Source organism: Chryseobacterium sp. HR92 (assembly GCF_045689405.1).
GTDB classification, from domain to species: domain Bacteria; phylum Bacteroidota; class Bacteroidia; order Flavobacteriales; family Weeksellaceae; genus Chryseobacterium; species Chryseobacterium viscerum_A.
Genome location: NZ_CP139139.1, coordinates 4,638,711 through 4,653,477, shown reverse-complemented (window position 1 = coordinate 4,653,477; position 14,767 = coordinate 4,638,711). Strand labels below are relative to the sequence as shown.

At 34.8% G+C, this 14,767-nt stretch carries 14 protein-coding genes; 6 read left to right on the top strand and 8 right to left on the bottom strand.

The features are described 5' to 3' along the window. Positions 1 to 30 precede the first annotated feature (30 nt). From SFA27_RS21125 to SFA27_RS21115, 3 genes are all read left to right on the top strand, one after another. Positions 31 to 2,616 carry a putative LPS assembly protein LptD gene (locus SFA27_RS21125; protein ID WP_047376539.1) on the top strand — a complete coding sequence of 862 codons (2,586 nt, stop codon included), beginning with the start codon at positions 31 to 33 and terminating at the stop codon, positions 2,614 to 2,616. 133 nt (positions 2,617 to 2,749) lie between these two features. Then, positions 2,750 to 3,130 carry a RidA family protein gene (locus SFA27_RS21120; protein ID WP_034694591.1) on the top strand — a complete coding sequence of 127 codons (381 nt, stop codon included), beginning with the start codon at positions 2,750 to 2,752 and terminating at the stop codon, positions 3,128 to 3,130. Next, positions 3,130 to 3,585, top strand: coding sequence for a hypothetical protein (locus SFA27_RS21115; protein WP_047376540.1), 456 nt, complete (start codon positions 3,130 to 3,132; stop codon positions 3,583 to 3,585). Before SFA27_RS21120 ends, SFA27_RS21115 begins: the two co-directional genes overlap by 1 nt. Before the next feature lie 106 nt (positions 3,586 to 3,691). Here SFA27_RS21115 and SFA27_RS21110 read toward each other — a convergent pair whose 3' ends face one another. Together SFA27_RS21110 and SFA27_RS21105 are read right to left on the bottom strand one after the other, a co-directional pair. Further along, positions 3,692 to 4,261, bottom strand: coding sequence for a GNAT family N-acetyltransferase (locus tag SFA27_RS21110; RefSeq protein ID WP_407294687.1), 570 nt, complete (start codon positions 4,259 to 4,261; stop codon positions 3,692 to 3,694). 161 nt (positions 4,262 to 4,422) lie between these two features. Further along, a complete protein-coding gene (locus SFA27_RS21105) occupies positions 4,423 to 5,958 on the bottom strand; it encodes a trypsin-like peptidase domain-containing protein (protein WP_047376692.1) in 1,536 nt (511 codons plus the stop codon). Positions 5,959 to 6,321: 363 nt separating this feature from the next. Between SFA27_RS21105 and SFA27_RS21100 the strand changes: the two genes are divergently transcribed. After that, positions 6,322 to 7,683: a rhodanese-related sulfurtransferase gene (locus tag SFA27_RS21100; protein ID WP_407294684.1), complete on the top strand. Its 1,362-nt coding sequence runs from the start codon at positions 6,322 to 6,324 to the stop codon at positions 7,681 to 7,683. A 71-nt stretch (positions 7,684 to 7,754) separates the two neighbouring features. After that, entirely contained in the window at positions 7,755 to 8,330 is a 576-nt protein-coding gene (locus SFA27_RS21095; RefSeq protein ID WP_407294682.1) for a 5-formyltetrahydrofolate cyclo-ligase, read from the top strand. Here SFA27_RS21095 and SFA27_RS21090 read toward each other — a convergent pair. Both SFA27_RS21090 and SFA27_RS21085 read right to left on the bottom strand, forming a co-directional pair. Then, entirely contained in the window at positions 8,279 to 8,860 is a 582-nt protein-coding gene (locus tag SFA27_RS21090) for a hypothetical protein (RefSeq protein WP_047376544.1), read from the bottom strand. The genes SFA27_RS21095 and SFA27_RS21090 overlap by 52 nt on opposite strands. After that, positions 8,844 to 10,025, bottom strand: a complete 1,182-nt coding sequence (locus SFA27_RS21085) for a hypothetical protein (protein WP_047376545.1) — start codon at positions 10,023 to 10,025, stop codon at positions 8,844 to 8,846. The genes SFA27_RS21090 and SFA27_RS21085 overlap by 17 nt, the downstream gene beginning before the upstream one ends. 183 nt (positions 10,026 to 10,208) lie before the next feature. Between SFA27_RS21085 and SFA27_RS21080 the strand changes: the two genes are divergently transcribed. Then, positions 10,209 to 10,550 (top strand): hypothetical protein, encoded by a 342-nt coding sequence (locus SFA27_RS21080; RefSeq protein ID WP_047376546.1) that lies wholly within the window; start codon positions 10,209 to 10,211, stop codon positions 10,548 to 10,550. A 131-nt stretch (positions 10,551 to 10,681) separates the two neighbouring features. On the opposite strand, the gene SFA27_RS21075 is transcribed toward SFA27_RS21080, so the two are convergent. The 4 genes from SFA27_RS21075 to rmuC form a co-directional block, all read right to left on the bottom strand. Next, positions 10,682 to 11,449 carry a TrmH family RNA methyltransferase gene (locus SFA27_RS21075; RefSeq protein WP_407294679.1) on the bottom strand — a complete coding sequence of 256 codons (768 nt, stop codon included), beginning with the start codon at positions 11,447 to 11,449 and terminating at the stop codon, positions 10,682 to 10,684. Positions 11,450 to 11,469: 20 nt separating this feature from the next. Further along, positions 11,470 to 12,261: a CPBP family intramembrane glutamic endopeptidase gene (locus SFA27_RS21070; protein ID WP_047376548.1), complete on the bottom strand. Its 792-nt coding sequence runs from the start codon at positions 12,259 to 12,261 to the stop codon at positions 11,470 to 11,472. Positions 12,262 to 12,351: 90 nt separating this feature from the next. Then, positions 12,352 to 13,191, bottom strand: a complete 840-nt coding sequence (locus tag SFA27_RS21065; protein ID WP_264518761.1) for a LytTR family DNA-binding domain-containing protein — start codon at positions 13,189 to 13,191, stop codon at positions 12,352 to 12,354. A gap of 12 nt (positions 13,192 to 13,203) precedes the next feature. Beyond that, positions 13,204 to 14,709 (bottom strand): DNA recombination protein RmuC, encoded by a 1,506-nt coding sequence (gene rmuC / locus SFA27_RS21060; RefSeq protein WP_264518760.1) that lies wholly within the window; start codon positions 14,707 to 14,709, stop codon positions 13,204 to 13,206. Positions 14,710 to 14,767: the final 58 nt, after the last annotated feature.

The window sequence follows — 14,767 nt, the reverse complement described above, 5'->3', positions numbered from 1 at the left end:
AATTTTGGGCCTTAATTATATATAATAAAATTGGCCAAAACCGTCCTCAAAAATATATTACAAATTTTAATTATCCTAATTTTTAACAATTTTTTAGCACAGAAAACTCCTGAAAAATTGCCTAAAAATGCGGTTAATGATACTATTTCCAAAAAGGATACCATAGTTGTAAAAAAAGAAACTTTGGATGATATTCTTCGCACAAAAGCTGATGATCAGAGAAGAGACATTCCCAAAAAGATGACTTTTCTGAACAAAAATGCACAGGTGAAGTATCAGGATATGCAGATTGATGCAGACTATATTTCAATAGATGATAATAAAAATCTGATTTATGCCAGAGGAAAACAAGATTCCTTAGGAAAAATCATTGAACCTGTAATTACCACCCAGGCTGGAAAAAAATACGAAACCAACGAATTCAGCTATAACACAAAAACCAAACAGGCGATTGCTTTCAATGCAAGAACAGAAGAAAGTGAAGGGGTAATTATAGCTCAGAAGACCAAAAAATATAACGACTCCGTATTCGCGATGAGAAAAGCGGATTATACAACGGATGATTATTTCATTAAGAAAAAAGATACAGCTGCGGATTATTTTATGAGAGCTTATAATATTAAGCTGATTAAAACCAAAACAAAATCCCAAATCGTTACAGGACCTATCCAGATGTTTATTGAGCAGGTTCCTACGCCTCTTTATCTTCCGTTTGCCATTTTACCGTTTTCAGATAAAAGAGCAGCCGGTATCCTGATTCCTAGTTTCGGAGAAAGGGAAGATGTAGGTTTTTTCCTTAATGGAATAGGATATTACCAGCCAATTGGAGAACACTTTGACGTTAAGGTTTTAGCAGATATTTATACAAAAGGAAGCTGGAATTTGCGTCCTCAGGTGAATTATCAGAAGAAGTACCGTTACTCTGGAAACTTTACAGCAGATGTAGGAACCATGGTAAGAGGTATTAAAGGTTTGGATGACTATACCAAGAACAGTACTTATAGAATTAACTGGACCCACTCTCAGGATTCTAAAGCCAATCCTTTCCTTACATTCAGTGCTTCTGTGGACATCGTAAGTACAAAGTTTTATAACAACCCGCTTAACAATAACTATATTTTCAACCAGAATGTATTGAATACCCAGCAGAATTCTACGGTAACCCTTACCAAAAGATTTCTGAAACTTCCGGCAACCATTACAGGAACGGCTTCTTATTCACAAAACTTTGCAACAGGATTGGCAGACCTTCGTCTTCCACAAATGAACGTAGCGATTAACCAGTTTTACCTGTTTAAATCAAGAACAGGAATAAGACAGGGGCTTCTTGAAAATATTACAGTGAATACAGGTTTCAACCTTACCAATTTTGTGAATACTCAGGAGAACGAGCTGTTTAAAAAAGAAATGTGGGACAAAATGCAGACGGGTCTTAAAAATAATATCGCATTGGCTACCAATACCACAGTGGCAAAATATTTCACGTTCAGTTTAAGCGCCAATATCGATAATGCTTTGACTACGAAAACGCTTAATAGATATTATGATCCGGTAAAGAATGTAACAGTGGATGAGATCAATAAAAACTTCTCAGGATATTCTACATTCTCTACTTCTGCCAGTCTTCAGACCACACTTTTCGGGATGATGAAATTCAAAAAAGGATCTGCCGTAGAAGCGGTAAGACATATGATGACCCCAAGTGTAAGCTTCACATATTCTCCTGATTTCTCAAGTCCTAATTTCGGATATTACAGAAATTATTACAATGCAACCGGAGCGTTGACTCCTTATTCTATTTTCGAAAAAGGAATCATAGGAAGCCCGTCAAGCGGAATGCAGGGTGCTTTAGGTTTCAATATCGGTAACAATATCGAGATGAAAGTAAAGTCTAAGAGTGATTCTACAGGGGTGAAAAAAATCAAGATATTTGAATCTTTAAACCTTTCAGGAAGCTACAACTTTGCAGCTAATGATCACCCTTGGTCTGTATTTTCAATCAACGGACAGTCTTCATTCTTCAATAATAAACTTACGGTGAATACCAGTCTTGCACTGGAACCTTATAAAATAGATTTCTCTTCAGGTCAGGATTCAGGAGTAAGAACAGAGCAGTTCGGGCACTTCAGTGTACAGGGATTCAATGTTCAGTTATCTTATCCTTTAAGCAGCGAAATTTTTGGAGAGAAGACCGATTATGCTAAAAAATATTCCTCAAAAGGAGAAGTCCGAAACGAAAATTATTATTTTGATGATGATCATTATGCTCATTTTGATCAGGCATGGACTTTAAACATCAGTGCGAACTATGCTTACTCAAAAGGCCTGAGCAGATTTGCCAATAAAATTGCATCTATAGGATTAGATGGGAGCATCAAGCTGACTCCTTTCTGGAATATCAACGGAAGTACGCATTATGATATGGTGACTAAGGAATTGGCATATACAAGAATTGGTTTCTCAAGAGATCAGCGAAGTTTTACAATCAATTTCAACTGGGTTCCTTTCGGACAGTATAAAGTGTATGACTTCTTTATTGGTATAAAAGCCAATATCTTAAGTGACGCACTGAAGTACAAAGACAGAAGCTTTACCCAGCCTAATGCACCTTTCTAATATCAGATTGGCATTTGTGAATATAAATTTTATATTTGCAATCAAAATAAATTCTAATGAAATCACTGCTGGCAGAATTTTCTTACCGGCAAAAGTGATGACATATGACCATAGAAAAAAATAAATATCCGCTATGAAACAAATCATCAACACAGTTAATGCACCTGCAGCTATCGGCCCTTATTCACAAGCTAATATGGCAAACGGAGTTTTGTATATCTCCGGACAGATTCCTGTAGATCCTGCAACTGGTAAATTGGTAGAAGGAATTGAAAAAGAAACACACCAGGTAATGAAAAACCTTGAAGCCATTCTTACTGAAGCCGGAATGACTTTCAAAAACGTTGTAAAAGCTACCATCTTCCTTAAGAGTATGGATGATTTTGCTGTAATGAATGATATCTATGCTTCTTACTTAGATTCAGAAAGCTATCCTGCCCGTGAAACAGTACAGGTTTCTTGCCTGCCTAAAAATGTGGATATCGAAATTTCTATGATCGCACATCAGGATTAATGAATTTTATAAGAAATACAATTGCGGTTCTGGTAGGTCTTGGTATTGCAGGGCTTATTATTACTCTTGGTATAAGGGTTTTTCCGCAATGGGTTACTTTTGAGGCTTTTGCTCCGTTTGAGCACTGGCAGAGGTTTCTTTTCAGTATGAAAGATGATCAGGCATTTTTTGGCTTCCTGTTGTTTATTTCCGGATTGGGAACTACTATTGGAGGTGTTGCAACGGCTATCATTGTTAAATACGCTAAAGTAGCTTATGCTATTCTGATCGGTTTTATTATGCTCTTTATCGCTATGCTGGATGTAATTATATTTCCTTACCATCCTACATTTTATAAGATCTCTATTTTTCTTACATTCTTTCCGTTTTCCTGGATTGGGGGTAAGATTGTAGAAGTTATTTATGAGCGGAACAAGCAGAAAAGAATTGCTGAAAAAATGAATAAGCCTAAATAAATAATAAAAAAACGCTGCAGATCTCTGCAGCGTTTTTATTTAGGATATAAGGTTGAGTATTTAAGGAGAATATTATAAAATAAATGTTGCGGAACAGATTTCTGTATTAAACATATTTCAAAAAGTAAAGAGGGTAAGACAACTCAAAAGTTTCATGGAAAATGGTAAATCCATTTTGTTGATAAAAGGTTCTGTTTTCTAATGTTGTTGTTTCAACATATATGAGTTCATTCTCATATTTACTCATAGATTCCTTTAAAAGTTTTGTTCCAATTCCTTTTCCTTGTTCACCAGGAACTACAGCCATTAACCATAAATGAACAAATTCTTCTTCTGGATGAAACGTTGCTAAGAGTCTTTCTCGTTTTAAAATTTTAAACGTATTTTCAAATCCAATACATTTGAACAACAATTTTATTTCAAGCCATATTTTTTTAAAACTGATTTGGAATTTGTCTAAGTATAAAATGCACGCTTTATGATCGTCGCTAAGAAATATGCTTCCATTTAGCATTGATAAATCAAATTGAAATTCCATTAATGCTCTCAATCTCTTATATCTGTTGCCTGAATTCTTTATGACAAAATTGATAGAATTAGGGATAAGAACATTTATGAAAGCCTGGCATAAAATATTGACGACCTTTTCTCTATCCTTATAGGTAGCTTTTTTCATACATTTTGGTTTTTCCAAATTTATAAAAAAATAAATCATCAGGCCTTTATGTGTTTTTTATATAGGTTTCTATTTTGGATTAAAACTCTTTGTTTTTTCCATAAAAAAACCATTCTTAAGTAAGAATGGTTAATTTTTTAATGGTAAATCAAAAAAGTTAATTAAGGCATTTTGAATCCTCTCTGGTAATTTCTTCCGTAATCGTCCATGTATTTTATTTGTGCGGTTCCTGAGAATTTATTCAGTAAACTTTCCACATCTTTCTGTGAATTTACAGGCTTACCATTGATTTCAGTGATGATATAACCGTCTACAATTCCTGCTTTAGCCATTTCGCTTCCTTCAATAACATTTTTAGCAACCACACCGCTATTTAAGCCGTAATATGCCTTCGTTCTGTCATCAATGCTTTGGAATTCTGATCCAATCTTTTCAGTTACGCTCAGGTCAGCTTTAGTTCTCGTAGAAGTACCTCCTTTCTGGTCTCTAAGCGTTACTGTAGTAGTACCTTCTTTACCGTTTCTTAAATATGTTACCTGTACTTTATCACCCGGACGTTTGCTTCCAATTGACATAGAGAGATCTGCAAAGTCAGTGATATCGTAGCTGTCTACTTTTGTGATAACATCTCCTTTTTTCAGACCTGCATCTTCTGCACCACTGTTCTCACCAAACCCTGTAATATAGATTCCAGACCCTATTTTTAAGTTGGTTTTATATTGCTGATTGTAGGAAGTTACCAATTGATCATTTGAAAGATCTAAAGACTGAACTCCTAAGAATCCTCTCTGTACAATTCCGAATTTCTTGATATCCTCAACAATTTTTCTGGCTAAGTTAGAAGGAACAGCAAAACCATATCCCTGATAATATCCTGTAGTAGACTGGATTGCAGAGTTGATCCCGATAAGCTCGCCATTAGTATTCACCAAAGCTCCTCCTGAGTTACCCGGGTTGATCGCAGCATCCGTCTGGATAAAGCTTTCAATAGGATTAGCTGCTTTTCCCTGGCTGCTTAGAATTCCGATACCTCTTCCTTTAGCAGAAACAATACCTGCTGTTACCGTAGAGTTTAATCCAAGTGGATTTCCTACTGCAAGTACCCATTGTCCCACATCAATATTATCAGAATTCGCAAAATTTAAATAAGGAAGACCTTTTTCTTCAATTTTTAAGAGAGAGATATCTGTATTGGGATCCGTTCCTACAAGAGTAGCGATATATGATTTTTTGTTGCTTAATACCACTTCCAGCTTATTGGCACCTGCTACCACGTGGTTGTTGGAAATAATGTAACCGTCCGGAGAGATGATTACCCCTGAACCCATTCCCGATGGCATATTGTCAGGAGCCTGTTGCTGCTTCTGTCTCTGCTGGCCCTGGCCTCTTCCCCCGAAAGGATCTCCGAAGAAAAAGTCGAACAGATCCTGTTCTGAAGCTCTGCTTGCTGTTCTGCTTTGGTAATTTTTAATAGTAACTACAGCCGGAACAGTTGTTTTGGCTGCTTTCACAAAATCGTCACCTACTGCTCCCGTATTCATTCCTGCAAATGAAGTATTAGGTGCTGAAGTTGTGAAATAAGATTGATCTCCATTGTTGGAGTTGTGTCCTAAATATTGTATGGCTCCAACGGTAGTAGCTCCGGAAATTACTCCTACTACTGCAAATGGTAATAGTTTTTTTAAAGTACTCTTCATTGTATATCTTTCTTGTTTATTAATTAATTTCTTTTTTATGTTTTTGAGTAAACAAATTTAATGTTAAATAAGTAAGCAATTAGTATGCTATGTTTCAATTTTAACTAAAATTTAACGGCTATTATGTCATTTTATATCTTATGTCATAATTGTTAATGTCAGAGTTAACAAAGCTTAAAATAAAATTAAAGAAAATATGTCAGGTTACAGAGTGTAAAGTACACTCCGTTTCCCATTATTTATTACCAATTATTCAATGTTTGTGCCTCCTTATTCATTACCTGTGATTTGTGTCATAAAGATACTTAATTCAAAAATTCTTATCTTTGCAAAAATTTTATTCTCACTTAAAACGTTTATAGCATGCAACTGTATAACACCTTAAGCGCAGAAGAAAGAGCTCAACTTATTGATGAAGCCGGTAAAGACCGTCTTACTTTGTCTTTCTATGCGTATGCCAAAATTGAAGATCCCAAAAAATTTCGCGACGAATTATTTATTGCCTGGAATGCACTGGATGCACTTGGCCGTATTTATGTAGCAAAAGAAGGAATCAATGCTCAGATGAGTGTTCCTGCGGATCAGTTTGAGGCCTTTCGAAATACGCTGGAAGTTTATGATTTTATGAAAGGAATCCGTTTGAATGTCGCTGTTGACCAGGATAACTATTCTTTTTTAAAACTAACAATCAAGGTTAGAAATAAAATTGTTGCTGACGGTTTGAATGACGAAACTTTTGATGTAACCAATAAAGGAATTCACTTAAAAGCTCAGGAGTTCAATAATTTACTTGAAGATCCGAATACCATCGTTGTAGATTTCAGAAATCACTATGAGAGTGAAGTAGGCCACTTTGAAGGCGCTATTACTCCGGATGTGGAAAACTTCAGAGAAAGTTTACCGATTATCAATGAACAGTTACAAGACTTTAAAGAAGATAAAAACCTTTTGATGTACTGTACCGGAGGTATCCGTTGCGAAAAAGCCAGTGCTTACTTTAAACATCAGGGTTTTAAAAATGTTTACCAATTGGAAGGAGGGATCATTGAATATACCCGCCAGATTAAAGAAGAAGGAATAGAAAGTAAATTTATTGGTAAAAACTTTGTATTTGACCACCGTTTAGGGGAAAGAATTACAGACGATATTATTGCACAATGCCACCAGTGTGGAAAACCTTGTGATAACCATACCAACTGTGCCAATGATGCATGCCACCTTTTATTTATCCAATGTGATGAATGTAAAGCAGCAATGGAAAACTGCTGTTCTACAGAATGTCTGGATATTGTACATCTGCCTTGGGATGAACAGGTGAAGCTAAGAAAAGGGTTACAAGTTGGAAATAAAGTATTCAGAAAAGGAAAATCTGATGCCCTGAAATTTAAAAATTCAGGTGATTTGTCAGATAAGCCTTTAGCAAAAGCAGAAACAAAGAATATCCGTCAAAAGATTGCTGTTAAAAAAGAGCTGATCGGAAAGGCTGAGCATTATTTTTCAAAATCAAAAATTGCACAGTTCTTAATTGAAAATAAAGATTTGTCAGTAGGAGATAAAGTATTAATTTCTGGTCCTACAACCGGAGAACAGGAAATTACCATTACTGAAATCTATGCAAATGGAGGGCCTTGTGAAACAGCAAAAATTGGAGATCAGATCACTTTCGAACTTCCATTCAGAGTTCGTTTATCTGATAAGCTGTACAGAATTGTGCAAAACGCATAATCAGGAATAAACGATAAAGCTGAAAAAGCTTGTCCGGTAAAAATTATTTCAGTTAAAATAACTTAATAATTATGCTAAAAGCTGAGCTTAGAAAAAAATATACCCAAAAAAGAAAAGCCTTGTCTACTGATGAGGCTTTCTTGTTATCTGAAAAGATTTTTGAAAATTTCATTCATTACTTCAACCCGCAGGAAGGAGAGAAAGTACATGTTTTTATCCCGATCCTGGCAAGAAATGAAATTGATACCCAAATCTTCATTCACTATTTTTTAGCGAAGAATATCCGTGTTTATGTCCCTAAAATTGTAGATGATAAGCTTATTAATATTGAAATTTTTGAAGATACTGTTTTTGAAACCAGCCGCTGGGGGATTTCTGAGCCTGTTTCTAATGAAGATTCGGATGAAAATAACTTTCAATATGTGATTACGCCATTGCTGTACTGTGACAGAAAAGGAAATAGGGTAGGATATGGGAAAGGTTTTTATGATTGGTTATTCCGGAACGTTTCAACAGATACCAAAAAAATCGGAGTCAATTATTTTGACCCCGATGAATATGTGGATGATGTCTGGGAAAATGATATTCCCGTTGACTATTTGGTTACTCCTACGGAAGTGCTGTCTTTCTTAAGCGGTTTGGAATAAAAATCCAAAAAGTAGAATTTAAATTCCTTTTTGAGCTTGGAAGTAGACAGCAGGATATACTGTGCATTCTTCTCAAAGCTTCCCAGGGACTTATTCTTATTGTCAAAGTACTCTACATTAAACTTAGCATAGTCCAATGTGTCTTTTTTATAGAACTCTTTATAAACATTCAGATTGCTCACCTTTGCTGTTTTTACTTTCATGCTATCCAGTTCCTTTAGTAATCTTTTAAATGTCAAAGAATCCGGTTTATGGAAATAGCTTTCCATTTGTGAATAAATAACGGTATCTATTTCTGTATTTCTGTTTCCGGACAGGTAAAGAGTAGAAAGGTCAAAAAGTTCCTGAACCTTCTGTTTGGTAATTGAGTTGATCGCTTGCATGCTGTCCATCTGCACTGCAGGATAACTCTTTTCATTGTTGCTGTTTCGTAGCTTATCGAGGTCACTTACCTCTGAGGTTTTATTATTACAGGCAATAAATAATGTCAGAAGCACAGTGAAAATTAAAAAATTACTTATTCTTTTCATTTGTGGTAGCAATTTTAAATTTAATGGATACAATCTTTCCTTTGTTATCCTTTTTCATTTCTATTACATTCAGGTTTTTCAGTGAAGTTGTAGGAGTGGTTACCAGAGTGATGTATTTCTGTTTATCCAGTCTTTCTATTCCGTAGGTATCATTGTCATATACCTGATAGATCACAGCATTACTGCTGATCAGATTTTCCAGCTGATTTCTTTTCTGCTTAATAAGAGCAACCTGTTCGTCTGGATTTCCTCCTTTGATGTCTTTTATTGAGAAATAGTACACTGCCATCTTGTAATCGTCCGGCTTTAGTTCTATTTTTTCCTCTTCAGGTGCATTCTCAAGGTTTCTATTGACTTCCAGAGGTTCGTAGAAAGGAGCACTTATGCGCATTTTTAAATTTTTATCCTTAGTAGAATAATAAAAACACTCACCAGGTTTTATTTTGTACATCAATGGGGATTCATTTTCCTTCACCACCATTATTTCTAAAGTGTTGATCACGGAAACTCCTCTGTCTTTATCGATGAAACAATATTTATAAGTTTTTGAAAAAAGGACATCTTTAAATCCTAAAAGACCAGTGATGGTAATCAAAACGGAAGTAACCAATGCCCAGGCGTTCTTTTTGAAGAAATTTTTCTTAGGCGGAACAGATGAAATTTCAATTTCCTGAGTAGTGCTTTTGTTTTGTGTAATATGTTGATTGTCAGTATTTGATTTTTGTAAATCATTGTTTTCCGGGGTGCGGATTTCAACTTTTTTAGGCTGATTTTCAGTTTTTGGAAGTTCAGGAGCTTCAGAAACTGTTTTTTCTAATTCACTGATTTCTTCCTCCTCCAAATTCTCATTTTCCTGAAGCAGTTCACCTGCAAAAAGATGCAGTTTCTTAAACTCATACCAAGAGTCGTAACCCGCATAAATACTCAGTAAATTGAGCATATCTATCCTTGGTAATTTGGTAACCGGCGAACTTTTGAAATACGTATAAAATGACTTTTCACTGATGTTACCTTTTGCTTTTTTGCGCAGGTCTTCCTGAAAATATATTATATCAATACCCTTCCACTTGGATATATCATCCTGCGAAGGGGTATGTTCTTTTAAGTATTGACCCTGAACATCCTTTTTTAGCTGCTCAAAGTGTAATAGATCTAAATCTGTCAATTTTTCAAAAAATAATTAAATTGTTGATTATCAGTTATGTTTTTTTGTAAAACTATTTTACAAAGGTATTACAATTATTTTTCATAAACAAATTTTCTATCTGCTATACCTTTGTCTTGTTCAAATAACAGAACAGAAGAAAATTTTATAAAACAATATTAACAAAATTAAATTTAATTTATTATGAAAAAGTCATTATTCGTAGCTGCTATCGCTGCAATCTCTCTAGTTGCTTGTAAAAAAACTGAAGCTACTTCTACTGAAGGAGCAACTGATTCTGCTGCTGCTACTGTAGCTGATTCTGCTGCTGTAGTTTCTGATTCAGCTGCTAAAGTTGTTGATTCTGCTGCAACTACTGCTGTAGAAGCTACTAAAGATGCTGCTGCTGCTACAACTGCTGCTGGTGCTGAAGTTGCTAAAGATGCTGCTAAAGGAGCTGGAGAAGCTGCTAAAGGAGCTGCTGATGCTGCTAAAGGAGCTGCTGATGCTGCTAAAGATGCTGCAAAAGACGCTGCTAAGAAATAATTCTAGCATACGCTTAACAATAAAAGAACCGTTTCACTCAGTGAGACGGTTTTTTTATGCTTAGCCATTGCGGGCCGAAGGCGAAGCAATCTTATTTTATAAAAAGCTACATAGGATAAAGTCCAAAATTATTATCCTTTCTTTTGTTTTAAAGATTCATAGCAAGTAATCGCCACTGCATTGCTTAGATTTAAAGAATCAATACTTCCGGCCATAGGAATCAAAGTGTTTTTTCCTTTTCCTATCCAGAAATCACTCAATCCTGAATGTTCAGTACCGAATAATACTGCTGAACGCTGTCTGAAATCTCTCTTATAAAGATCTTCAGCACTTTCATCCATAAGTGTAGTGTAAATATTGAAACTGTTTTTTTGAAGAAATTCCAATGTTTCTTCATTTTCAGCCTGATATACTTCCATTCCAAAAAGGCAGCCCACACTGGATCTGATCACATTAGGATTATAAAAATCTGTTTTTCCGTCAGCAACAATCAGTGCATCTACTCCAAACGCTTCACAACTTCTTAAAATAGCTCCAAGATTTCCCGGTTTTTCTATGCCTTCAACAATAATTACCGTAGAATCTTCTTTAGGAACAAATGATGAAAGCGGAGTTTCTTTTGCCTGGTAGATCCCGATAATTCCTTCAGAACTTCCTCGGTAAGCTATTTTTTCATATACTTTTTCACTTACATGATGGATTTTTCCCTCGGGTAGGGTTCCCTTAAAGATATTTTCACAGATAAAGAACTCCAGCGGTTCAAAATCATACTGCATAGCTCTTTCATTTTCCTGCTGGCCTTCTACTACAAAAACTTTTGATTTTTTACGGAATCTGTTGTCAGTAAGGAGCTTAGTGACGTTTTTTATTTTATCGTTTTGAAAACTTTCTATCAACATGCTGCAAAATTATGCAAAATTTATGATTGAACTTCTCTGGTTTTGATAAAAAGGCTTTTCCATGTTACTTCAAACGGGATTTTATTTTTTCTTTTAAAATAGATGATAACTACTATCAAGACTGCAATTGAGATCAGTTTATACAGATTTCCATAGAGGTTTCCGGAAACATTTTCTGATACATTAAAGATTTCCCAGTACAAATTCATAAAGAAATGAAGGAAGATGGCAGTCCATAAGTTATATTCAGATTCAAAATATACCCAGGAAAAGAATATTGAACCTAGAAATGTAATGGCAAATATCTCAGTAAGTTCTGTTATGTTCTGACTTTGATATAAATGAACCTGTGCAAAGAGTAAAGAGCCTAATAAGGCCGAGGATAAAAAACCAAGCCTGGTAAACCTGTATAGTATTCCGATAAGAAAAGCTCTGAAAATGATCTCTTCAAAAAATGCTGACGAAAGGGTGTTAATAAATAGTGTTTCAAGATTTATTTTACTGATTGCTTTAAAATGGATCATGTATCCGATAAGCATAGGCAGAGTTCCAATAAGTGCCAAAGTAAATCCTTTGAAAATGGACTTATTTAATGAAAGTAGCTCTGAAATGCTTCTTTTGGGTAACAGAATTTTTAATGTAGCCATCAATGGAATTAAAGTTACTGAATAAGCAATTACATGGGCTATTGCTTTGTTGTGAAACAGATTTTTTGAGAACGTCTGAATGTTTCTAAAAAAGAAAAAATCGGAGAAATAATAGATTGTAAAACCTAAAATAAAGATGAAGAAGAAACGGATGTTTTTACTCATGTTGGTTAATTTTTGAGCAAAAATGTGGTTTAAAATCTATGCTTTCAAGTTAATGTGATGAGTAGCAAGTAATAGTGACGAATGACAACTTTACAGATTTAGTTGTTGTAATTGAGGAATAATTGAATGAATAAAACTTCTTGAAACGGGAATTTCAAAATCAATTTCAGGGAGAATTAATTTATAGCCCTGAGCATTTCCTTTGAGATTTTTTACCCTTCTAAGATTAACAATATAAGAACGGTGGCATTTTTTGACAGAAGTTGTTTCGATTTGTTGTAAAGCATTGGAAAAGCTTATTCTGATTACTGTTTTTTTTAAGCTGTTATTCTCTAAAAAGTAAAATGTACAGTAGTTTTCCATGGACTGAACGCAAAGAAAATCTTTTTCATTGATGCTAAGTTCTGTATTCTGAGCTGATATTTTTAACAAATTTTGTTGTTGTTCAGGATCCGAAACGGGAAGATGTTGAGAAATACTCTGCGCTGTATTTTCATGGATATTCTTTAAATAGATATACCGCGATAAAATATATATGATAGAAACTGGAATACCAACAGCCAGAGAATAAAGGAACATATACAAATAATTAGCAAGGTCAAGTTGTACATGACTCAGAAATAATGAATTGTAAAAGTAGGATAGAATTGATCCAACAAACAGAATGAATATTATTTTCAGAAGCTCAGTACCAATATTCCAGCTGCTAAAACGAGAAGTTAAAAGATTGGTAATGAAAAACGCTGTTCCAAAAATAATGCAATAAGGGAAAAGTAATAAAAATTTATACGGGTGATGAAAGCTTTCTGTACCAAAGGGCTGAAAAATAATCAGAAACAGATATACAGATACTCCGGCTCCCAAAGAAGAAACAAAGATTTCTTTGAAAGATTCGGATTTTGGATATGGATATGCTGCAAATGAAAACATAAAAGCAAGGTTTTAGCTTTCTGATGGCTCAATAAAATTACTGTTGTCAATAAGACTTTGAGGCAGGTCTTTTTTGTTTTTAATCCCTAATGACTTCAGTTTCTGAGTCTGTATTACAAGATTGTCATTTCCTGTATGAAGCTGTTTGTAGGCATCATTATATACATTCTTTGCCTGATCAAGATTTCTTCCAACTTTCTCTAAGTTATCCACAAAACCTACAAATTTGTCATAAAGTCTTGCCCCGCGTTCAGCAATTTCTATGGAATTTCGGTTTTGGTATTCACGTTTCCAAAGATCAGCAATCAGTTTAAGAGAAGTAATCAGATTGCTTGGATTAAGCAGTAGGATTCTTCTTTCGTAGGCATAGTTCCAAAGATTCTGGTCTGCCTGCATCGCAGCAATATAAGCTGGTTCACTAGGAATAAACATCATTACGAAATCCAGTGATTTCCCATAGTCATCGTATGCTTTTTGACTTAATTGATTAATATGATTTTTGATAGATCCCAGGTGCTGGCTCAATTTTATAGCATAAATATCGGCGTCAGTTTCGTCTACCAATTCTGTGAAAGCAGTCAGTGATACTTTAGAATCAATAATGACATTTCTTTCATCCGGATATTTTACAACAGCATCAGGTCGCATTTTCTTTCCGGAAAATTCAGAGAATAAAGCTTTGTTATCTTCATCACGTAATTCATGTTCCAGGAAATATTCTCTTCCTTTTACCAATCCTGATTTTTCAAGAATACTTTCCAGAATCATCTCGCCCCAGTTTCCTTGGGTTTTGCTTTCTCCTTTCAGAGCGCGGGTCAGTTTTTTGGCATCTTCAGAGATCTGTTGGTTTAATTCTGCAAGTTCTTTTACTTTTTCGGCAAGGGAGAAACGTTCTTTATTTTCCTTTTCGTAGGCTTCGTTGACCTTGTTTTTTAAGTCGGCAATTTTCTCCTGAAAAGGCTCAAGGATATTTTTTAAATTATTTTGATTTAAAGTAGTAAACTTTTCTGTTTTTTCTTCTAAAATTTTATTGGCGAGGTTTTCAAACTGAAGTTTAGAATCTTCCTGAATCTTGATAATTTCTTCTTTCTGGGTATCAAGAGATTGTTGAAGACCTTCATTTTTTGCAGAAAGCTCAGAGTTTTTAGCAAAAAGAGTTTGCTTTTCAAGAATATGAGTTTCTATCTGAGAAGTATGTTTCAGATTGATTTGTTTTAATTCCTGAAACTGAATATTTAAAGACGAATATTCGGCGGAGATTTTAGAAAATTCATTTTTCAGATCGTCCAAAAGATCCTGCTGCAGTATATTAGCTTCTCTTTCTTTGCTGATATTCTGATGAAGTTCCTGAATCTTCAGATTTGAATTTTCGAGATCAGACTGGGTTTTAATAGATAAGGTGTTCAGCGCATCATAAACACTTCTTGAAACCATTGATGATTTCAGCGCAAAATATAATATAACGGCGCCAAGTATACCACCGGCAATCAACCCAATAATTAAATATAGCATCTCCATCTTCCAAAATTATGAAAAAAGGCTGGAAGAAGGAAGAAGGATGTTGGAAGTTAGTTCC